We start from the raw sequence: 19995 nt of genomic DNA on the forward strand, positions 1-19995 counted from the left end.
CCGTTAGGTCTTATCAGATCCACCCAGGGTTTTGGCCAGTTCATAGACCTTCCGGCGAACACTCTCATCGGTGATGCTGTAATAGGCCCGCACCAGTTCCAGGGTCTCACGCTTGGCCATGGGATTGCGTTCGTCACCCGGACTGGCCGCAGTTGTCACGGCTTCACCCTTGATCACCGCCGCCGGGCTGCTGGACTGCGCGTCTTCGTCCATATCATCGAAGAAAAATGATACCGGCACATCCAGAACTCGGGACAGATCGAACAGACGGCTGGCTCCAATGCGGTTGGCGCCCCGTTCGTACTTCTGAACCTGCTGGAAGGTAAGGCCAATGGCCTCTCCCAACTTCTCCTGGCTCATACCGAGCAGGGTCCGACGAAGCCGCGTGCGAGCTCCAACATGAACATCAATGGGGTTCGCGGAACCATCTTCCAACCGGCCGCGAACAGATCGTTTGGTGCTCTTAGCGCCGGGTTTTGCTTCTTGATGTGTGGCAGTGGGCTTCTTGGCCATGGCGCTACCTTTCGTTTATTGGATTGACTCCAGTATGGCCTCATTGGGGAGATGGCTCAAGCCAGCCGTACATGGCTATCTTGATCCCAACCGATGGTCCAGATATCGTTTCCATGTGGCCCATCCCCCAGATGACGCGGCCACAATTGGGTGGGAGGCCCCTTATCCCCAATCCCGCCCAGCGAAGATCGGCGATGGAGTCTTCGACAGCCGCCATCGCCGATTTAGCCTTTTGCCAGATCATGCCTCGTAAGGTCAGATAACTTTTGACGCGATCCTGGCCACCTGCAGAGATTTTCTGCACATCACCGCAGACAGTCTCATGGCGTTCCGTCTGCCGTGGCCTGGAGGTCGACCGCGCACTTCATTTATTGTGCGGCGGATAGAAGCAACCAATGCATCCCGCAATGGCTTCAATGGCTCGCGCGACAAAATTGCCATCAAAAGCAATTCTGTCACTTGCTCAAGCTTGTCTGGCGCATCTATATGAGGCAAATGCCTAACTATATCTATAAGGCATTGATCAAGTGCGCTTTTGGTTTGTTCTGAATTCAAATTCATAGGCCATATGTTCACAATAATTATTCATTTGATAGGGCTGCGATGGGTGTGTATTTGGGGTTAATCCTTGAAAATCTGTTCCTCGTGGATCCGCCGCAATGCCTCTTCGATATGATCGGCAACGGCGGGATTCTCGGCCAATTGCATCAGGGATTTGCCCCCAAACCTTTCCTGCGGCTCCGTCAGCCAAATGCAGGCTTTATCCTCATCGCCGAACACATGGTTTGCCAACAGGGTTAAACGATGGGCCCGGGCGACACTGATCCAGGTTACCACCGGCTTCTGCGGTTCAGGGGGCACCGCCTCAGCGATGTCCTGTGGGTCATCTCCGACGAGAATGTGGCGGATCTTAGCGACGATCTCCGCCAGTTTCGCTTCGCGATCTGGTTCGCTATCCACCATGACCATCATCGCCCAATAGGTTCCAAACGCCCCTCATAACCCTTGTCCGTCCAGATTTTCGCATTATCTATTGGGCCGGCCATCAACTGACAAGGTGCTAAGCGTGGACGAAATTGATACCGCCAACGAACGGGCGGAATTGATGACCAATATGGCCATCCAGGTTGCTCTCAGCCGCCAGCTCAAGGCCCCGTCATCAGGCGTCTGCCGAGCCTGTGGCCAGGCCATTGAGGCCGCTCGTCTGCAAGCCAATCCGGCCGCCCCGACATGCTGCGATTGTGCGGCCAAGGCGGAAGCTGAGTACCAACGTCGCCTTAAGCTGGGTGGGCGCGGCTAGGCTCGCACCACCTCTCCTCCTCGAGCCGAATACCGCTCAAAAGCGGTCATCCGCTGCATCGGCAGCGTGATGTCCCGGCGATAGATTTCGTCGCGCAGATAGGTCAACTCAGCTGCCAGGGCGTCTTCCCGGACGTCGATCCACCAAGCTTTCGGAGTGCCATCGGAGCCGTCATTCCATTTATAGCCCCGACGCTTGAGATCATCCTTGTAGTCGAAGGGCGCGTATTCGGCCCAAATCCTGACCGTGGGGCAGCGTGCATCGACCAGGAGCTGCTCCAATCCAAGCCTCCCGGTAATCGGCAAGGGACTGGCTAGAATTTCCAGCAGCGCCAGACAATCAGCTCCGGCACGGTGACCATCGTGGAACAGGCCATACTGGGCCAGCAGATAGAACAGCTTGGTGCCACCGATGCCTTCGGCCGCCCAGTCGATCTCGTTAATGGAGCAGGCCCAGGCCTTCTTGGCAAATCCAGGGGCCAGACGCTCAAGGAACCGCCGGTCAAAACCGGCATTATGGGCGATCACCAGAGCGACCGGAGCGATCAGCCGCTCGATCTCGGCAACGTCAATGGACTGTCCGGCGACCATCTCGGCGGTGATGCCGGTGAGTTGGGTAATCTCAGGCAGAATGGGGATGGTCGGCTCTTGGAACGCCTCGACCACATCAAGGATCCGGAAGATCCGGCCATCGGAGGAGAATTCGAACAAGACCATGCCAAGTTCGATGATTTCGTCCTTGATCAAATCAAGCCCGGTGGTCTCCACATCAACGATGACGCCGATCTTCTTGGCGGTGCCATCGTCGGCATGAACCTGCTCGCGTCGATCGATGCGGCGCTGAACACGGAACCGGCCTGAGGCTTCCAAGGTTACCGCCATGGCGTCGAAATCGGTTTCCGTCATCCATCATTCCTCAGGCAATTATCGGCCGGCATCATACCATTAAATGCTGTCCACGGATTGGGACTGCAAAAGGCGCTCAATCTCGGTCAGCAGAAGCAACCGCTCATCGCGGCCTCGCATGTCCCCAAGGCGCAGATATTCATCTGCCGCCTCGGCGACGATGGTTCGAGCAACCTCGCCAAAGCGCCGGATCAGTCTTCGGGCCTCAGCGGCATGGCCGTCATTTGCTGAGATCATCATGCGCTCCGAGCCTCGACCAGTTGCAATTCGGGTACGGCCCAGAGCGGCTGACCCGCCCAGATGGTTCGGCAGCCATGGCCACCGGCTACAAGGTCATCAAAGACCGCCAGAAAACGGTCTTTAGCCACCCTGGCTTCCCACGGTTCAATGTCGATAATCGGGGCACGGCGACGGAAGTCAAAAAGGGTTCTGGCTTCCTGTTCGCTAAACCCGGCCAGATGGACGGCCTCCAGATAGGCGGCAGCATGATCGGCACGATCGATGGCTTCAGCCCATTCCTGGGGAAGTTCAGCCGGGAGATTGAACGCCACCCTGACGGCTCGGGCAACTCGGTCCTCGATGGTCCGATAGACCGACCCGATGTGCTTCTTAAACGGCGTCACCAGGTCGGAGGTAACGTACTCGGGTGCATCGTGCAGGAAGCCCGCCAGAAGGGCTTCCGTCTGCAAATCCGGCACATCGGAAGCCATCAGTTCCGTCACCAAGATGGAGTGCTGCGCCACCGAATAGGCATGCTCACCACGGGTCTGGCCGTTCCAGCGCGCCTCGCGCGACAGGCCGAGGGCGATATCGTCGATCTCGATTTCCAGCGGCGACGGGTCGAGGATGTCGAGGCGCCGACCCGAGCGCATGCGCTGCCAGGCACGATGGACGAGCTTTTGATCGAAGCGTTGGATGGTCATGGTCATATCCTCCTGCTAAGGCCGGGCGATGCGCTTATAGCGATGGCCGACAGTGGCGATGCCGTTGCGGCCGACCACCACGTAGACATCGAGCAATTTGTCGAGACGTCGAAGATTCCGGTTGGCTGCGTCCTTCAGGACCCGCTGCTTGCCGCGAGCTGAGAGGTAGATGATTTCGCAGCCGTGATGGTCGTGCTGGCTCTCGCCATAGGCCATGACAAGGTCAATCGCCTCTACGGGAATGCCTCGCTGCTGGATCCGAGATTCCCAATGTGCCGCTGCGCCCATTTTGTCCTCCCTTGATAATGGCCCCCTTGCAGAAGGAAGGCCGATCCCGCTACACTCATCCTCACAATGCCCATAACTGCGATGCGCATTGTGGCTATATGTATAATAGCGATGCGTACTTGAGTCAATGTGATTCGGAGGCCCTGTTTTGAGTGATCTGGATGACCTGCCTCAGGAAGTACGAAAGCGCCTGGAATTCCTTGAGTTCCGGCTTTACTGGGAGGGGCGGGTCAATCGCCGCGATCTGACCCAGGCATTCGGAATTTCCGACATTCAGGCTTCGGTGGATTTCCGGGCCTATAACGGCCTCTGCCCGGATGCCATGACCTATTCGCCGAAGGAAAAGCGATATCGGTCCAATGAAGGTTTCGTTCCGGTCCTCTATGCGCCGGATGCGCCGCGCTATCTGGCGATGCTTTGCCCTGAGAGTGCAGATGCCGCTGGTGGGCGGGATTGCTGGATCGGCAGTCCGCCTCCAGTCCTGGTGGCCCGCAAGATTGCCCGCAAGCCGGTAGAGGCCTCGGTACTGCAACCTGTCGTCCTCGCCATCCATTACGGTCTGGAGATCGAGATCCGCTATCAGGCCACCACCCACAAGGAGGACTGGCGATGGATCAGGCCGGTCGGATTGGTCTATAGCGGTTTCCGCTGGCACTGCCGGGGCTGGGATCTCAAAAATCAGCGGTTCGGTGATTTTGTGCTGACCCGCATTCTTGACGTCAGGGCAAAGCGAGATGCTGGAGAAGCGGCCTCAAAGGATCCGCAGTGGCATGACGAAATCAAGGTGGAGATCGCCATTGATCCTCGGCTTGAGGATGGTGCCCAGAAGGTCCTGGCGGCCGAGTATCTTGTGGGGGATGCGGACGTCCTGACGGTGAACGTGCCAAAACTCACTCTGCCCTATTTTCTCAAGCTCAATGGCATTGAAGATGATCGGCCCGACCAAAAGCCCGAGCACCGACAGATTGTGGTGATGAACCGGGATCAGGTCGACGAAGCGTTGCCGGAGGGGTGGAAGGATCGATAGGCCATCTCGTCCGGCAGCCAAGGCGGGGGGGCCTAGGGAATGCAGCTGGAGGGTGCGTAGAATGGGGCCCGGCCCCACACCACTGCGTCAGTGCCGCATATCATCCACTTGACTGATACTGCGTCAATGCCGCATCATTATCGGCATGGATCGCTCCCTGATTACCGTCGCGGAAACCACAGCCTTCGCCCGCAGGGCGGATAAGCTGCTGTCCGCCGACGAACGCAACGAACTGATTACCTTTCTGGCCGAGAACCCTGAGGCCGGTGACGAAATCACCGGAACCGGCGGGGTCCGCAAAGTCAGGTTCGCCGCCAAGGGTAAGGGCAAGTCCGGCGGTGCGAGGGTCATCTACTACTTCTTCGACCGGGCCAGCCCGCTCTACGCGGTATTCATTTACGGCAAGGGCGAGCAGGCAGATCTATCGCCGGATCAGGTGAAGGCGGTGGCCGGATTCGCGGCAGGCATCAAGGCGACGGCAAAGGCACGGAGGACAGAATGAGCGTCAAGAAGGATGTTAGCGACGAGCTGGTCGCGGCAATGGGCGAAGCTCTGGCGATAGCCACGGGCGAGGCGGCACCTGCCGCTGTCCACCGGGTCGAGGTGATGCTGGATGTGGATGTACGCGCCATCCGCACCCGGCTGGGCATGTCCCGCGAGCAGTTTGCCAAGCGGTTCCGGTTCCCCACTCGCACGGTGCAGGAATGGGAGCAGGGCCGCCGCCGCCCCGACCAGTCGGCCAGGGCCTACTTAACCGTCATCGAGCGGAACCCGAAGGCCGTCGAGGATGCCCTATCGGCACCATAACGGCTGCCCCTCGCTGTGTGGCTCGCAGCGGATTGTTGGCCGTGTACGTCTTGCGCCACGATAGGAACGTCCTTAGCCGGAGGGGTGGAAGGATCGATAGTCCGTCTCCTCCGGCAGCCAAGGCGCATTCCACCCGCTCCTAGGCATAGATGAGCCGATCAGGCGTGGCTTTCATTTCGTGACCATGGTGAGGTCGGCGATGAAGGCCCCCCGGCTCTGATGCCGGGCAGCGGCTAGGTCATCAAGCCGGCGCAGAATGCGCTTTGGCAGGGTGATATTGACACGCTCGATGCTGTCGTCGAACAAAGCCTGGTCCAGATCAACAACGCCGACGGTCCAACCCTCATATCCGGACAAACGGCGAGCATCTTCAAGCTTCGTGGGAGATGGAACCGGCATGCCGGCATCCAGGGCAGCATCGATCCATGCCGCCGCGGCCTCCCTAGCGCCGTCCAAAGCCTCGTCCAAACTGTCCCCCGCCGAAAAACAACCCGGCAGATCGGGGACTACCACGCCGAACGCCGTGGTGTCGGAGCCTTCTTCGATCAGAATGGGATAGCGCATCATAGGCCTGCCTGTTTGAGAATTGCTGCCACCAAAACGCTACCAAGGTCCTTCTTTGGGTGGGGCACCACGACAATCCCTGGCTTAACCGGATGCTTGAAGACGTGATGCGATCCACGGATCCTGTCGAGGGCCCAGCCATCGGCTTCCAGGAGGCGGATTAGGTTGGCGCTTTTCATGTGTGTACGTTACACACGACATGCGACGGTGTCAACGCTACACACCCTCCCCACCGGCAATACGACGGCATTGATGCGAACGAGGTATGAAATATCATGACGGGAATCAATCGACCGATCCGGAAGCTTGGTGCATTGCTGGATCTGCCCGCCGATGTTCTGGTGCAGGCCTACGAAACCCACCAGGCTGCGTAGTGAGAAGCCAAACCGCGAACCGGTTCGCGCAAAACTTCGCGAGTTACTGGTCGGGGGACTGGGCCACGACGGTATAGGCCACACCAATCCTCTTTGGCGCCGTCGCCCTGCGCTTCAAAATCTGCCCCACCACCGTCATGGCGGCCTCCCGGCTCTCAGCGGTGTGGTAGCGCAGCTGGCCCCTAGCCCCGATCCGCCCATTCCGGGTCGCCACTTGCCATTCGTCGAAGAGATCGCGGCCAACCGATACTTCGTAAAATCGCATGATATTACGACTCGGCAAACGCGCTTCCAGGCGGGTATGAAAAACATCGAACATAATAGCCTCGCGGCAAAGTATAGTGCTCCAGCGAGTCTAATATGTTGCCGAATCGTTCTGCAAGGACATCCTTGTCGTTGAGAGAAGATTATCACTTGAATCTTAAGGCAACCACCGGCATGAATGGGGGAAATATAGCCGGAGGTCTAAATGTCCGAGCCCGATCTCAAGTCTCTCACCACCACAATTGTAGCCGCCTTTGTCTCTGCGAATGAGCTTCCTACTAGCGATCTACCTGGGGTGATCACCCGCGTCTACAGTGCGCTCGCCAGTGTCGGCAACGCCCCGGCGCCGGTTGAGCCGGCCGTGCCGGCGGTACCCATCAAAAAGTCTGTAACGGCCGATTACCTGATCTGTCTCGAGGACGGCAAGAAGCTTAAGATGCTCAAGCGGCATCTCATGACGGCCTACGGCTTGAGCCCTGACGAATACCGCGCAAAGTGGGGTCTACCCTTGGACTATCCCATGGTGGCGCCAGCCTATGGTGCGGCGCGTTCCGAGATGGCCAAGGCCATCGGGTTGGGCACCAAGCCGCGGTCACGGAAGCCAAAGGCTTAATAATAAAACCCCGGCGTTACGATCTGCTCGGCGTTGAGGTCGATGATGGTCTCACGCCATGTGGCAAGCTGCACGCTGACGCCCATCCAATTGCAGCGCCGTCGCAGACAACCGCTGATCCTGGCCGGGCTGCTGGCTATGGTCACCGAGATCTGGTGGTGGGTGAGATGAGGACACTGTTTGTTTCTGGCGTGCTGCTGACGCTGTCCGCCCCGGCTATAGCCGCCGAGATCCATACCTGCTTCACGCCGGGCGAGGATTGCACCGGCTTGGTCGTGTCCGAGATCGCCGCCGCTAGGTCGGAGGTGCTGGTCCAGGCGTACAGCTTCACCAGCCCGCCCATCGTCAAGGCCTTGGTCAGGACGTCTCTCATGTTCAGCCGCTCAAAAAAACCATGCTGGCCTCATGAACCCAAGGAATGGAGTTAATAATGTCAAACATGATTTCGGAAGCTCCCAAAGCCAAATTGAAGATGGTACTCATGCGGGGCCTTGCTGGATCTGGCAAATCCACCTTGGCTCAAATTCTTGCATCAAGAAATGACGGTAGAGTGATTTCAGCCGATGACTTCTTTGTCGGAAGTGATGGTGTATATAGGCACGACCACACCAAGATCCGCATTGCTCATGTTGATGCGCGGCAACGAATCGAATCGGCTGTAAAAAGCGGATGTGACTATATCGTCGTAGATAACACCCATATCACTCATCGCGATATGGAAGAGTATTTTCGCCTTGCCGCAAGTCTCAATGCTCTCGTTGAATTGATTGAACCGACGACACCCTGGGCGAAAGATCCTGATGAATGTGTGAAGCGGACAGTACATAACGTCCCTCTCGACATCATCAAAGGGATGCTAAACCGATATCAAAGTATGGAAACTGATGAAGCGCAAATGATTGTCGCTGGAATGCGCACTGCATAATTGCTCGGCAAGGGAGAGATGACATTAGGTTCTGCCGTCGGAATAGGGTCAATCAAGTGCAGTGCGCTGTTTGATATTCCGGCTATGCTGCCGATAGACCAGATAGAAAGCCTCTACCTTGACCTTGCGCCACTATGAACTGGACCTGTGCGTCACCGATATCAACCGGACGCTCAAGCTATCGCTGGTCGAGCGAAAAGCATGGTTTTCAGCAATGGTGCATGAGAAGACGGCGAAAAAACACGCATCCGACTACCACCTCGTCATGAAGCACCTGGGCGAATGCTGCCGGGCTCCGACCTATGTTGGCCTGCACGGGAAGCACCCGGACAAGATCGAGTTGATTCTTGACGTATCTATGCCTGACGAAACCGTTCATGTGCTGGTCGCCGTCGTCATCCAGCTTGGTCGGAATGGGAAATACAACATCGCGTCGGCTTACTGTATCAACGATGATGAGGTCAGCCAACGCGTCGCCCGCAACTCGGTTCACAAGATCAGATAGGCCGAAAAAGCAGAAGGCCCGGATCGCCAGAGCGCCGAGCCTTCGGAGCGTCCAACCGAGATGCAATCCTCGATCTCTTGGGAGCCTTGCGGCTCTTAATTGCCTTCCGTTTCCGGCTGGCGCGTGGGGCAGCTGTTCCCACCTGTATGGACGTCTGAAGCTAGAATTGCTCTCTGCGCCTTCGGGAGTCAATGCCAATTCGCTATATTCAGACCTACCGTAATGGCAATAGGCCATCGGAAACCCCAATAGCGCAATAGAGATGTCCCTTGGAATTCCAAAAGGCCTATGCCTGTGCCCTCCTGCCCTTCCTGCGGTCGGTGGTGTCGGCGATCGGAGATCTGCGGCTTTCCACACATGGCGAAAGGTCGTTCAGGGCTTCGACGAGCAAGAGTTGAGCCGTCTTCGATTCAACCACGGCCATACCCTTGCTGCCAGGATCAGATCACCATGGAACCTTTCTCGACATCGGCGATTACCGGAGGTAGCGAGTTGCGATTTTGGCAACTCGGCCGGCATTAGCGATGCTCCACACCTGCAAGCACTACCAGTCGACGGGACTATAAACCAGACACTGTTGCCATTTTAGCAACCAGCCAGGGGGTACAAGGTGGTGTCGTTCCATATTCGAGGCAGATAAACATGATTTTAGACACCAGCTTGACGACGGTTCTGCTTGATTTGCAATCCGGCAAAACCTCGGGCATGGCGATCATGAACCAGGATCGGAAAATCCACGAATTCCGAACGTTCGCCAGAACGGTCGCGTCTGGTTGCCATGACAATGGCATCACAAACATCGGTATCTCGATGCGCTGAAGGCCCCCACTCCACCGAAAGGTCGTAGCCGATCGTCAGCGAAGCGGATTTCAGTGATTGGATATAATGCTCGACCATCTCACGGGATTGACCCGTAAGTCGCACCACAATTTTAGATTCGAGTTCCATTTTCTCCTCCTAAAAATACTATCGAATTACGTTGATAAACGTTATTCGGATGATACCCCTTGGAGGAAATTTGGCAACGGAATTTCCTTATACAATAAGGAAGAAGCACGTCATTGCGGCATTGGCTACGCCTTAGCCGTAGGTATGTCATCCCAGCTGGTGGTCCAGCTCGGTGACCGATTCCCGCATTGCATCCGCCACGGCGCGTCTTCGGCGGCCAGGCCGAACCCGACGGCACCTTTTCCCATTCTGGCATTGACGGCATCCATAGCGACCATCAAGGCTGCAGGCCGTCCGTTATCCTCGATCGCCGGCGAGAACAGATCGCGCGGTATGTCCTCGGGACGAACCAGATCCAGCAGGATCACCCCGGCCTTCTTGTAGCCGTAGCCGTCGCGCCATGATGATTCCAGACCGCGAAGCGCCGAGGCGATGATCGCCGGCGTGCTCGATGTGGCCGGCGCCAGGCGTAACGTGGCGTTCAGGGCATATTGTGGCTGGTCCTTCCTAAATCGGTCTGTGTAAGCGAACACCTGAAGTGCCCCGGCTACCAAGCCCTGGCCCCGGATCTTCTCAGCCGCCCGGCTGGCGAATGAGGTCACCGCGTCGCGCACCTGATCAATATCAGTAACGGCCTGACCGAATGATCGCGAGCAGCAGGTGGTCTGCTTGTCCGATGGCGCGCTATCCAAGGTGTGGACGGAAATCCCGCGCAATTCCATGACCGTTCGCAGCCCGACCGCGCCCATGGTCTTTCTGATCCAGGCATCTGATGCTTGGGTAAGCTGGTATGCAGACTGAATACCGGCGAGCCCACAGTGAGAAGCGAATTGGCGGCCGATACCCCAGATATCGGCGACAGGTGTCTGCTTCAGCGCAGGTTCCAGCCACCGCGGATCAGTCGTCAGGTCCAAGGCGCCATCCGCCTTTTTGGACTTCTTTGCCAGCCGGTTGGCCAACTTGGCTAGGGTCTTGGTGGAGCCAACCCCCACTGAAACCGGTATGCCGGTCCAGCGGCGCACCGTGGCACGGACCTCATGGCACCAGGCCGTCAGATCGGGCACTTCCATGCCGTCGAGATCCAGGAAGGCTTCGTCGATGGAATAGACCTCGATACCGGGCGAGAAGGTGGCCAGCACCGACATGACCCGGGCTGACATGTCGCCGTAGAGTGCATAATTGCTCGACAGCATGATCAGGCCTTCACGCTCAACCAGATGCCTGAGCTTGAAGGCGGGCTCGCCCATAGGGACGCCAAGGGCCTTGGCCTCATTCGACCTGGCGACCGCGCAGCCGTCATTGTTGGACAAAATGACAACTGGCTTGCCATCAAGCGCCGGATTGAAGACCCGCTCGCATGAGACATAACAGTTATTGCAATCGACCAGGGCGTAGCGGGCCATGGCTGGCCACTACCGCTTGGCCAGGGCTGAGACACTGAAGGTGACCACGCCCCAGATTTGCACGCCTTCATCAGGATTGGCAGATGCCAGCTCCCAGCCGCACGCAGTCTTGCGCATCTGCTTGACCGTCAACCCGCCATCCAGGGTGGCCACCACCACGTCGCCATCATGCGGCTGTACCGACCGGTCCACCACCAGCAGGTCGCCGTTTTGGATGCCGGCGCCGGTCATGGAATCGCCATCGGCGCGGCAGAAAAAGGTCGCCGCCGGTCGCTTGACCATCAGCTGGTGCAGATCCAGCTGGCCTTCCAAGTGGTCGTCGGCCGGCGAGGGGAATCCAGCGGCCACCAGGGCCGAGTAGATCGGCGCCGTGGCATTCTTCAGGACACTTTGGCCCCGACTGGGACCGTCAGGTCCAGAGGGCACAAGGTGATCGCCCGGGCTGAATCCTCGCGCCGAGGCGCGGTGAGTGCCCGGCGGCAGGGGACAGGTGGAATCATGTGTGAACATGAGGAGAACATACCGCCAGGCGGCGCGGGGAATCAAGATCGCAAGCGCCGCTGAAGGAAATGATTGAGGTGGGCAAGAGCGGGAATAAAATTAATAAATACATTAAATATCTCGTTGCGCCGATAAACGGAATACGACATATTCTCCTTACGGCATCGAGAATATTCGCGACGGAGGGCCAGCAGATGAAGACCGGCAAACAGCACAAGCCACGAAGCCACAAATCAGGGTGTGACCCACCAGGGGAGCTTCTGCTGCGCCAGTCACACCAGTGACAAGCGGTCAGAGGGTTACCCACCACCATCACCAGGGCGCCTTTTGCTGCGCCAGTCACTTTGGTAAACCACACTGCGAGAGGAGTAGAATATGCGCCACATCACTCGTAACGCCATTCGCTGTCACTCCTGCGGCGGCATCGCCGAATCTCGTAGCCGCCACCATATGGCCCACTGCACCTGCGGCCTCGTGGCCGCCGATGGCGGCATGGAATATCTGCGGCGTGTTTGTGATGCCGAGTTCCAAGAATTGTCTACGTTCGTCTACGACACGTCTGCTTTCCAGGCTTTGGTCTGGTTGGGCGACGAACCGCGCCAATGCCTGCTTATCGAGGTCGACCGCGATAGCTATGAGACGCTGACCGCCGAGGCGCTGCACAGGCAAGATGGCGTCACCGGCGAGTACCTCTCTCGAGTCGAAGTTCAGACGAAAAACGGGCGCCTTCAGGCTGTGGCCAGAATGGATGTCACGCTCATCTGCTGGGCCGGCGAGAGCTCAATGCCCGACCTAAAATTCTTGAGCACGGATGCAATGCGCAAGGGGCTGATTGGCCGGGCCCGCGCAGCCGGATTTATGGACGGTGATGAGCTTGACGACATGCCGCTGGACGAGCTTTGGGCTCATGTCCGGCGCCTCGAAGCGCAGGAAAAATGATCATGATTCGCTGTCTCGTCATGTCGGATCTCCATAACGAACATGAACACCCGAACGGGCCGCGTCGCCCGACCGCCGAGTGGTTTGGGTTGCGCAATGCGCGCCGGGCGTGCCCTGGTCACCCTGACGTCGGTCCTTTTTTGGGTCACCTGCGTGGCGAAAATCTCGGCTTGGTCGTCCTGGCCGGTGATATCGACCTCGACCTCCACGGCATCACCTACGCTGATCAGGTGGCGCTGTTTTTGGGTGCGCCGGTGGTCTATGTGATGGGCAACCACTGCGCTTATAACGGCCGTGATCTGGACAAGCTGATCCCCGATCTTCGGGCGGCCGCCAAGGCCACCTGTGGCCGGGTGACCTTTCTGGAAAACGAACGGGCGACCTTCGAGTTCCGCGGCGAGAAGCTGCATGTGCTGGGCTGTACGTTATGGACCGATTACGCCTTGTTATCCAAATCAGACGATGACCGCGATGCCGCCATCGTACAGGGCATGCGCGATGCCGCCGGCGGTCTCAACGATCATCTGTGCATCTATCTGCGCGGCAATCGGTTCGCGCCTGCCATGGCACGCCAGCTGCACGACGTGAGCTTAGCCTGGCTGCGGCGCGAGATGACGTGGATCCGCGTCACCGAAGGCCCTGACGCCAAGGTCCTCATCGTGACCCATCACGCCCCGATTCCCGATGCCAATCCCCCGGAATATCGCGGTGGTAAGCTGTCGCCGGCTTTCGCCAGCGACCTGACGGCTGAGATTGAATTGTGGCAGCCCGATTATTGGCTGAACGGCCACACGCATTTTAATCACGATGTCCGTATTGGCCGGACGCGCTGTCTCAGTAGCCAGCGCGGCTACGTTTGCAGCGAGGCGGGCGCCGATACTTATGAGCCGCTGGTGGTGGATCTATAATGCGCGGCAAGAGCCTCAACCAAGACGAAGTTGACATTCTGCTCTTCGGGCGCGTTGAGCCTCGAATTCCTCTGACCGAGGAAGAAGTGGCCAGGGGCGCGGACGTTGTGGATGAGCTTTTGTCGGATATCAGGGTTATCGCCTTGTGACCTCGTGGTCCCGAAGCGGGACCCTCGGCCAGCAAGGTGTCCATGAGGATCAAGATTGGTGAAGCGAATGACTGACTATCTGATCTGTCCTTCATGCGGCTGGGTCTCCCTTCCGCCGTCGGCGACAACGCAAAAGCATACGTTCCCGGTCTGCGGTAAGCCGCTCTGTTCCGGCCACGGGGCGCCTTTGCGCTCGGCAACCGAGGAAGAAGTCGCTGCGCTACCTGATCTCGTGACGCTTTCACCGGCGCCATTAAATTCGACCGGGGCGGGGGGCACCACCAAGCTGCAAGGACCGTAGGGGTCCCGAGAGAAACTCGGCGAAGTCCGTTGTGGTGGGTCCAAAGCTTGCGCCATGACGGACACTTAATAATGAGGAGCTTATATGTCCACATCGAAGCCGGTTGCGCGCAAAACTCCAAGCCCTGAGAGGGTGGCGTATTTCAGAGCCATGGCAGAGCGCCATTATGCAGATGCCTGCGCCTTTGCCGAGGATATTGGCCTGGGTGGCGACCGCGAAGCAATTAGCGCCGCAGGGGCCTTCGTTGGCGCCGGCGTGGCAATGGTCAAAGAGGAAGATTGAAGCTGCATCTCGAGCTAGGAGGCGCGCACAGCCCGTAAAAATGACTCGCCCAAATTTCGCAATTCGAACAATATGTGGTATGTCCGTGAAACTCGATACCCGCCAGCTTGAGTTTGATGTCCTGTTCGACGCGCTGCCCGATGTGGTGCTGCGCGATCAAAGAGACGCGCTCGAGCGGCCACTGGTCTCGTTGTCGAAGAACATCAGGACCGAGCCTGTCGAATATCGCGCCGGTGAACTGGTGATCCGTATTCTTCCGCATCAGGATTTCGGCCAGCCGACTATCTGGGATTACGACATCATCATCTACCTGCTCGGTCAGGTGAACGAGCGATTCCGCCGGGAACGCGATGGCAAGCCGGCGCCGTCCAGCACCTTGGTAAAGGTCGGACCGAACCAATATGCCAACAAGCCTAACTGGAAATGGAACCGTCCCGGCATTGAAGCCCTGCCGACCGAGATCCTTCGAGGGATCCGGCGCGTCCATGACGGGAAAAAATCATCCGGCGTGCTGTTCTCGGATCTTCGTGCTGCGATTGCCCGCCTGCAAACCTGCGTCATCGAGACCAATCTGTGGCACGGACGCCAGCTGAAGAACTTCCGGCGCTTTACGCTGATCCATGAATTTGAAGAGCTTGAGCCCTCAGAAGCCGGCTCTGGCGGCATGCGCTTTCTTCTGCCGGAATGGATGATTGAATCGGTTCGCACCCGCAAGGGCATCCTGGCCATCTCGCCCGCCTATTTCGATCTCACCGGCGGCTTTGAGCGCTTCCTCTATCGCATTGCCCGCAAGGTTGCCGGGCGCCAGGAAAAGGGCTTTACCCTGAAGATGGCAACGTTGCATGAGCGCAGCGGCTCAGCCATGGACCGCAATGATTTCGCTAAGAGCATCCGCCGCGCAATCAAGGGCGGCAAGATCCCTGATTACACCTTCACTCTGGGCCGCAATCACGACGGCGAGGAACTGGTGAATATGGTCTGGAACCGTGGATTCAAGGCTGGCACCGACGCCCTGGACGATGATGGCGATGACGCGGGGAATGAAACTCCGTTCGGATTCGAAGATGAGATTGTCGATAATACCGCCGTGCACGAAGCCGTCGCTGAAGCTGCTGATTTGTTCGGGCGAATTGCCTCGAAGGATGGCTAAGAAATGACTGGAACAGCGTTCCTTGTGACAGCAAAGCTGCCGCAAGGAACGATACTCCGTTCGATAAACCACCATCTGAGCTTCAGAATCGGCCAACCGGCTGAAAACACTGCATTGTGGAATGTCGAGGTGCAAGCCATTGACTCACACGATTCTTTTCCGAGAGTCCGAACGGAGTATCGTTCCTTAGAGCAACCGACGCCGACCAGTAGGCCAATCTGTGGATAAGTCCACCAAACAACGGAGTATCATTCCTCAACGAACGGAAGATCATTCCTTGTGAACGTAGTATCACTACCCTGGCAAACGGAGTATCGCTCCTTTAACGCAAAGCGATAACTCACTGTTAGATAAAGCCGCCTTGTGGTTATCCACACCCGCCTAACTGATTCTATAAACTATATCTAACTGAATCTAAACCCAGCTTCAGCCAAGGAACGTTCCTACGTTCAATAAACGGGATCCACTGGCACTGCTCACCTTCGTCTTGCGGACAGATTAAAACCCCTGCGCAATAACAAACTACCTTCAAGCGCCTATTCCCCAACAAAACTCAATCTGACCGCCTGTTATCCCTCCTCACTCCTGCCAGAACATAAAATGGGTGCGCTTCGCAGCACCCCTGAATTGCTCTTCAATATGGAGCAAATGTCGCTTTTTGGGATTCTCTCGCACCGCTGGAGTTTGCCGAACAGTCCAGGGTTGAGTTAGGATCTACAGCTTTGTCATTCCTTGACACGAAATGAACAGCCGGATTTTCAACCTTCGCACCACCGTTGTCCGCCCGTATTGTCAATCATTTGCCGGTGGCAAGCCTGGCACTCGAGGCCGACGGACACCACTCCATTTGCGCGGCGCACCCTTCGGCGGCCCGGGTGAGAAGGTCTGGACGGCAGCGATCAGCTTGAGGCGATCAGCGGGCTCAACCTCGTAAAGCAATTGCAGGGCAGCGCGGCAGATCTGCGACAGCGTAACCTTCAGGCCAGCCTTCATGGCGAGATCTTCCATCTCGAGCAGGCGAAGGTTCTCGTCGGGGGGCATACTGATCGCAGCTTTCACCACCTTCTTGCCGCTCTGCTTCACGCTACCGTCGTCCAGGGCCATGGCCACTCCAATGAAATAAAAATATCAAAAGCTTTTAGCGATATAGCGGGGGGCACAATACGCAAATCGCATTATACTACTATACTACCAATATGGGCAGGGTTTCAAACGTGACAACGAAGCGGCTTTTGACGCCGCGTGATCCCCGTATTCTAAGCACCCACCTTCTTCCCGAGCCGGTACAACCGCGAACGCGTCCGCGCAAAGCCCAACCGCTCGTCGATCCAGATCACCGGACTCGTCCGACTCAGCCGATCTCCCGACAAATGCGGGTGCCCGGTGACGCGCTGCGCCGTCAGAAAAACAGATCCGTCGCGCTCGAATTCCCGCCATTGATCGACGGTGGCCACCACCTCGTCCTCAGGCGGCGGTACGAACTCCTTCGGCGCCCGGCGGCCAACAGAGCCAACGTTTTCCACAATGGCGTTGGCCACAAGGATCTCGCGCTCGGTGAGCCGTCCGGCCGCCAGATCGGCACGGAGACCATCAAGGAAGATCGCCGTGGCGATGATTGCGCCACCGGCCTGCTCACCGATTTCCACCAGCCCAGGCCCGGACGCGTCACGCGGCAAAGCCTGCCGCAGACATTGGCCCGCCGGCGACAGGTCAAACAGGTCGGCCGAAGCAGAAATGAGCGTCAGATTGGCCTTGGTAAAATGGCGCGGCTGGCTTTGGTCATACGGGATTTCAGGTAATTCCAAAGGACGCTCAGCCAAACCAAGGACGCTGCGGGCCATCACCACGGGCATGGCAAGCCGCCATCCGTATTGGCGCGCCATTGCCGCGGCGACGAGGTGCGGTGCAGGCATATCAGGGGTGCCGGCACCTCCATATTGGGCCAGCATCAAGGTGCCGAGGGGGTCGCGCCAGCCGAAGATATGCGGTGCAATACGGATAGCATCGCCCTTGCGCAGGATCTCTGCGAATTCACGTCTGGCGGCCGCGTCTTTGAGGTCGACAGCGCCCATTGCGATGGTATCGAGATACTGTTCGCGGTGAATGAGATTGGGCAGCAGGGCGGCGACGGTATAGCCGCCCGCATTGCGTCCATCTAACTTAACCATTTTCGCCCTCCCATTTCTCGCGGCGCCGGATCTCCCAGGCTTCGGCATCAATGAAGACCGGCACCCAGCCTGCATTTTCATCGCCTTCAATCCACCAGCCATCGACGAGGCTATGCAGCCGCCTCAGTTCTGCGGCCGTCTCTGCCAAGCCATGGGTTTCACCGCGCCAGCGCGATGATGAAGTGTCGATTTCGCCAAACATGAGTTCCCAGGCGACGATCTCGGTATTCCACATCCAGGACGAATATTCCTGAGCACAGGCAACGTCGGACATGGCCTCGCGCAGGGCGATGGCCGGATGGCGCGGCAGGTAATCCTCAGTCCACCAGCTGTCGAGCCAGGCCCAAGCGTCGCGCAGTTGGGGGTTCGGCAGAACAAGAGAGAGTCCGCTGTCTCGAAAGTCCCGTCCTTCCATCCAGATTGCCCAATGCGAAGCCGATTGCGGCTCGGCGGAATGGCAGTGGTTTTTTCGCAGTTGGATGGGGCCGTACTTCCAAGGCACCGGGCTGCTTTCGATGTGGCAGGCCGTCGCCTCGACCAAGGCAGCAAGCCAGGACCCCAAGATGATGTCATCAGACGTGCCGGCTGCAGGGATTTTCACCATATTCTCACCTTCGAAATCCGACGAAGTTCGGCCAAGGCCTCACGGTCGCCGGCCAGGATGCGGTCGACCAGCTTTTCGTCTTCGAAATCCGGCGCCCAAGCCCGCTCGGGCCAGGACGGAAGATCCTCGCGCAGCCGGTCGATCTCGGCTTGCGGAACCACCACCTCAGGCACTGTCGGGCACTCGGTCATCCCGCCGCCGATATAGGTAAAGGGCACGTTGTCGATCAGCAGAACGACCAGGCGGTCATTGGACTCGTAGCTGGAAAACTCGGCGCGCGAGAGCGTCCGCTCGATTCTGATGGTCCTGGATTGATCGAATAGCGGATCTTCAACGCCGAAGAAGTCGAGCGCTTTACGGTAATCGGCCGGGCTGAACCCGACTGCCGGATCAACCTGGACCATCAAGCCCTGCGGATGGCGCGCCATGGGGCTGTAAGGCCGTCCGTCGTCATCTAAATCACTCGGTTCATCGGACTCGCTCGAGCGCCAGACATCGCTGTCATCGATGACCACAAACTGCTCGATGACCTCACCGCGCTCTTCAGCGCTGTCGAGCCAAAGCGAGATATCGTGGATTTTCGGCGAGGTGAATTTCCAAGGGCAACAGGGCTTCTCATGCAGATATGCGGCCTCAACGCCCTGGGAGATCAGATGAGCCACAGTCTCCCTATCGCCGACCGACTTCCGCCAGGACGAATGCACCACGATCTTGGCGCCGCTCAACTGGGCCAGGCGGTTAAGCCAGGCCACGGCCACCGGATCGAAGGTCGCCGGCTGAGATTCGAGCAGGGTCAAACCGACGCCATCGGTGGCCCTGAAAGCCTCGAGACGCGCGATATTGGCAGGCAACGCATGGGCGCGGCCGGTCAAAATTACGTCATCTATATCCAAAAACGCGATCTTGGTCACGTCAGCACCTCCACTCGCCCATCGTTAAACAGCGCCACTGCGCTCAGTTTTCCACCCGGATAGCCGGCACCGGTGTCCACGCAGATCCGGTGCGGGTGGACGTCCACCTGCTTGCTGCGCGAGACGAAATGACCATGGACGACGCAGGCGCCGAGGCGCTCTCGCAGATTGGGCGCCAGGGCGTCATGATCGTGCTGGAACATGTCGATGTCGCCGTAGATCATCGGCATAGCCGTTTGCTGGTCCAGAGCCCTATTGGGATTAACGCCAGCATGGCTGAAAAACCACGGACCGTAGCGGTGACTAACGGAAGCCTTCAGGGCCGCCAGAAAGGCCTTATGCGCCGGCGGGATGGCCTGGCGGAAATGCTTAATGGACAGCTTGAAATTCCGCGCCGGGAAATGGCCGAAGCTATCCATGCATTTCTGGCCGCCGTGCTCGCTGACCCAGTCCCAGCTCGGCAAGCCGCCTTCGCAAACGCCGACCAGCACCAGGTCGTGATTGCCAAGCAGGAAGACCGGTTCGAACTGATCCATCTTGGGCCCGGTCAAAATATCAAGCACGCCCTTGCTGTCGGGACCGCGGTCGATGTAATCGCCCAGGCACACCACCTTCGGGCGGTCAATGCCGGCGCCGGCGGCGTGCAGGTGAATTTGCCGCAGCAAGGCGTCCAGCTGCTCAGCGCAGCCGTGGACGTCTCCGATGGCGTAAATCCTGTCCATG

At 58.1% G+C, this 19995-nt stretch carries 31 protein-coding genes; 14 read left to right on the forward strand and 17 right to left on the reverse strand.

Translation table 11 applies throughout. From position 1 onward, the window contains the following. Positions 1-3 precede the first annotated feature (3 nt). Together CU669_RS16690 and CU669_RS16700 are read right to left on the reverse strand one after the other, a co-directional pair. Positions 4-513 (reverse strand): helix-turn-helix domain-containing protein, encoded by a 510-nt coding sequence (locus CU669_RS16690; RefSeq protein WP_112146732.1) that lies wholly within the window; start codon positions 511-513, stop codon positions 4-6. Between the two features lie 621 nt (positions 514-1134). Continuing rightward, positions 1135-1485, reverse strand: coding sequence for an MbcA/ParS/Xre antitoxin family protein (locus tag CU669_RS16700; protein WP_112146734.1), 351 nt, complete (start codon positions 1483-1485; stop codon positions 1135-1137). Positions 1486-1579: 94 nt separating this feature from the next. Here CU669_RS16700 and CU669_RS16705 point away from each other — a divergent pair, with 94 nt between their 5' ends. Then, entirely contained in the window at positions 1580-1813 is a 234-nt protein-coding gene (locus CU669_RS16705) for a TraR/DksA family transcriptional regulator (protein ID WP_112146794.1), read from the forward strand. Here CU669_RS16705 and CU669_RS16710 read toward each other — a convergent pair. Continuing rightward, complete coding sequence (locus CU669_RS16710) at positions 1810-2718, reverse strand: 3'-5' exonuclease (RefSeq protein ID WP_112146735.1); 909 nt, start codon at positions 2716-2718, stop codon at positions 1810-1812. The two genes, CU669_RS16705 and CU669_RS16710, sit on opposite strands and share 4 nt — an antisense overlap. A gap of 57 nt (positions 2719-2775) precedes the next feature. On the opposite strand from CU669_RS16710, the gene CU669_RS21405 reads away from it, so the two are divergent. Further along, entirely contained in the window at positions 2776-2949 is a 174-nt protein-coding gene (locus tag CU669_RS21405; protein WP_161539693.1) for a hypothetical protein, read from the forward strand. Positions 2950-2954: 5 nt separating this feature from the next. On the opposite strand, the gene CU669_RS16720 is transcribed toward CU669_RS21405, so the two are convergent. Beyond that, positions 2955-3641: a YfbR-like 5'-deoxynucleotidase gene (locus CU669_RS16720; RefSeq protein ID WP_112146795.1), complete on the reverse strand. Its 687-nt coding sequence runs from the start codon at positions 3639-3641 to the stop codon at positions 2955-2957. A 15-nt stretch (positions 3642-3656) separates the two neighbouring features. Then, entirely contained in the window at positions 3657-3929 is a 273-nt protein-coding gene (locus CU669_RS16725; protein WP_146747762.1) for a hypothetical protein, read from the reverse strand. Between the two features lie 148 nt (positions 3930-4077). On the opposite strand from CU669_RS16725, the gene CU669_RS16730 reads away from it, so the two are divergent. The 3 genes from CU669_RS16730 (at position 4078) to CU669_RS16740 (ending at position 5763) form a co-directional block, all read left to right on the forward strand. Beyond that, on the forward strand, positions 4078-4956 hold the full coding sequence (locus tag CU669_RS16730) for a WYL domain-containing protein (RefSeq protein WP_112146738.1): 879 nt from the start codon (positions 4078-4080) through the stop codon (positions 4954-4956). A 145-nt stretch (positions 4957-5101) separates the two neighbouring features. Continuing rightward, entirely contained in the window at positions 5102-5458 is a 357-nt protein-coding gene (locus CU669_RS16735; protein WP_205119485.1) for a type II toxin-antitoxin system RelE/ParE family toxin, read from the forward strand. Then, positions 5455-5763, forward strand: a complete 309-nt coding sequence (locus CU669_RS16740; RefSeq protein WP_112146739.1) for a helix-turn-helix domain-containing protein — start codon at positions 5455-5457, stop codon at positions 5761-5763. Before CU669_RS16735 ends, CU669_RS16740 begins: the two co-directional genes overlap by 4 nt. Before the next feature lie 171 nt (positions 5764-5934). On the opposite strand, the gene CU669_RS16745 is transcribed toward CU669_RS16740, so the two are convergent. The 3 genes from CU669_RS16745 to CU669_RS16755 all read right to left on the reverse strand — a co-directional run bounded on the left by CU669_RS16745 (position 5935) and on the right by CU669_RS16755 (position 7020). Further along, positions 5935-6330 (reverse strand): type II toxin-antitoxin system HicB family antitoxin, encoded by a 396-nt coding sequence (locus tag CU669_RS16745; RefSeq protein WP_239988755.1) that lies wholly within the window; start codon positions 6328-6330, stop codon positions 5935-5937. Further along, entirely contained in the window at positions 6327-6506 is a 180-nt protein-coding gene (locus CU669_RS16750) for a type II toxin-antitoxin system HicA family toxin (RefSeq protein ID WP_112146740.1), read from the reverse strand. Before CU669_RS16750 ends, CU669_RS16745 begins: the two co-directional genes overlap by 4 nt. Positions 6507-6744: 238 nt before the next feature. Beyond that, the gene (locus CU669_RS16755; RefSeq protein WP_112146741.1) at positions 6745-7020 is read right to left on the reverse strand and encodes a WGR domain-containing protein; all 276 of its coding nucleotides are present in this window, start codon (positions 7018-7020) and stop codon (positions 6745-6747) included. Positions 7021-7170: 150 nt separating this feature from the next. Here CU669_RS16755 and CU669_RS16760 point away from each other — a divergent pair, with 150 nt between their 5' ends. After that, on the forward strand, positions 7171-7578 hold the full coding sequence (locus CU669_RS16760; RefSeq protein WP_112146742.1) for a MucR family transcriptional regulator: 408 nt from the start codon (positions 7171-7173) through the stop codon (positions 7576-7578). On the opposite strand, the gene CU669_RS21410 is transcribed toward CU669_RS16760, so the two are convergent. Then, positions 7575-7724 (reverse strand): hypothetical protein, encoded by a 150-nt coding sequence (locus CU669_RS21410; RefSeq protein ID WP_161539694.1) that lies wholly within the window; start codon positions 7722-7724, stop codon positions 7575-7577. The genes CU669_RS16760 and CU669_RS21410 overlap by 4 nt on opposite strands. A gap of 21 nt (positions 7725-7745) precedes the next feature. Here CU669_RS21410 and CU669_RS16765 point away from each other — a divergent pair, with 21 nt between their 5' ends. The 3 genes from CU669_RS16765 (at position 7746) to CU669_RS16775 (ending at position 9008) form a co-directional block, all read left to right on the forward strand. After that, on the forward strand, positions 7746-8006 hold the full coding sequence (locus tag CU669_RS16765; protein ID WP_192884631.1) for a phospholipase D-like domain-containing protein: 261 nt from the start codon (positions 7746-7748) through the stop codon (positions 8004-8006). A gap of 2 nt (positions 8007-8008) precedes the next feature. Beyond that, the gene (locus CU669_RS16770; protein WP_161539695.1) at positions 8009-8503 is read left to right on the forward strand and encodes an AAA family ATPase; all 495 of its coding nucleotides are present in this window, start codon (positions 8009-8011) and stop codon (positions 8501-8503) included. Between the two features lie 118 nt (positions 8504-8621). Then, positions 8622-9008 carry a hypothetical protein gene (locus CU669_RS16775; RefSeq protein ID WP_112146744.1) on the forward strand — a complete coding sequence of 129 codons (387 nt, stop codon included), beginning with the start codon at positions 8622-8624 and terminating at the stop codon, positions 9006-9008. 648 nt (positions 9009-9656) lie between these two features. Here CU669_RS16775 and CU669_RS21170 read toward each other — a convergent pair. The 3 genes from CU669_RS21170 to CU669_RS16785 all read right to left on the reverse strand — a co-directional run bounded on the left by CU669_RS21170 (position 9657) and on the right by CU669_RS16785 (position 11785). Then, a complete protein-coding gene (locus CU669_RS21170; protein ID WP_146747763.1) occupies positions 9657-9956 on the reverse strand; it encodes a hypothetical protein in 300 nt (99 codons plus the stop codon). Positions 9957-10081: 125 nt separating this feature from the next. Then, positions 10082-11359, reverse strand: coding sequence for a Y-family DNA polymerase (locus CU669_RS16780; protein ID WP_112146745.1), 1278 nt, complete (start codon positions 11357-11359; stop codon positions 10082-10084). A gap of 9 nt (positions 11360-11368) precedes the next feature. Next, positions 11369-11785, reverse strand: coding sequence for a LexA family protein (locus CU669_RS16785; RefSeq protein ID WP_239988756.1), 417 nt, complete (start codon positions 11783-11785; stop codon positions 11369-11371). A 450-nt stretch (positions 11786-12235) separates the two neighbouring features. Between CU669_RS16785 and CU669_RS16790 the strand changes: the two genes are divergently transcribed. The 5 genes from CU669_RS16790 (at position 12236) to CU669_RS16800 (ending at position 15589) form a co-directional block, all read left to right on the forward strand. Beyond that, positions 12236-12799, forward strand: a complete 564-nt coding sequence (locus CU669_RS16790; RefSeq protein WP_112146746.1) for a DUF7695 domain-containing protein — start codon at positions 12236-12238, stop codon at positions 12797-12799. Between the two features lie 2 nt (positions 12800-12801). Further along, positions 12802-13707 carry a metallophosphoesterase gene (locus CU669_RS16795; protein WP_161539696.1) on the forward strand — a complete coding sequence of 302 codons (906 nt, stop codon included), beginning with the start codon at positions 12802-12804 and terminating at the stop codon, positions 13705-13707. Then, positions 13707-13856 (forward strand): hypothetical protein, encoded by a 150-nt coding sequence (locus CU669_RS21415; RefSeq protein ID WP_161539697.1) that lies wholly within the window; start codon positions 13707-13709, stop codon positions 13854-13856. Before CU669_RS16795 ends, CU669_RS21415 begins: the two co-directional genes overlap by 1 nt. Before the next feature lie 385 nt (positions 13857-14241). Continuing rightward, positions 14242-14439, forward strand: coding sequence for a hypothetical protein (locus CU669_RS21420; protein WP_161539698.1), 198 nt, complete (start codon positions 14242-14244; stop codon positions 14437-14439). An 85-nt stretch (positions 14440-14524) separates the two neighbouring features. Further along, the gene (locus tag CU669_RS16800; protein WP_161539699.1) at positions 14525-15589 is read left to right on the forward strand and encodes a replication initiator protein A; all 1065 of its coding nucleotides are present in this window, start codon (positions 14525-14527) and stop codon (positions 15587-15589) included. A 792-nt stretch (positions 15590-16381) separates the two neighbouring features. Here CU669_RS16800 and CU669_RS16805 read toward each other — a convergent pair. The 5 genes from CU669_RS16805 to CU669_RS16825 form a co-directional block, all read right to left on the reverse strand. Beyond that, positions 16382-16693, reverse strand: coding sequence for a hypothetical protein (locus tag CU669_RS16805; RefSeq protein WP_112146749.1), 312 nt, complete (start codon positions 16691-16693; stop codon positions 16382-16384). 152 nt (positions 16694-16845) lie between these two features. After that, on the reverse strand, positions 16846-17757 hold the full coding sequence (locus tag CU669_RS16810) for a hypothetical protein (protein ID WP_112146750.1): 912 nt from the start codon (positions 17755-17757) through the stop codon (positions 16846-16848). After that, entirely contained in the window at positions 17750-18361 is a 612-nt protein-coding gene (locus CU669_RS16815) for a hypothetical protein (RefSeq protein WP_112146751.1), read from the reverse strand. The genes CU669_RS16810 and CU669_RS16815 overlap by 8 nt, the downstream gene beginning before the upstream one ends. Beyond that, the gene (locus tag CU669_RS16820; RefSeq protein WP_112146752.1) at positions 18355-19272 is read right to left on the reverse strand and encodes an HAD domain-containing protein; all 918 of its coding nucleotides are present in this window, start codon (positions 19270-19272) and stop codon (positions 18355-18357) included. The genes CU669_RS16815 and CU669_RS16820 overlap by 7 nt, the downstream gene beginning before the upstream one ends. Beyond that, complete coding sequence (locus CU669_RS16825; RefSeq protein ID WP_112146753.1) at positions 19269-19994, reverse strand: metallophosphoesterase; 726 nt, start codon at positions 19992-19994, stop codon at positions 19269-19271. Before CU669_RS16825 ends, CU669_RS16820 begins: the two co-directional genes overlap by 4 nt. Between the last annotated feature and the right edge of the window lies 1 nt (position 19995).

Source organism: Paramagnetospirillum kuznetsovii (assembly GCF_003284725.1).
GTDB lineage: Bacteria > Pseudomonadota > Alphaproteobacteria > Rhodospirillales > Magnetospirillaceae > Phaeospirillum > Phaeospirillum kuznetsovii.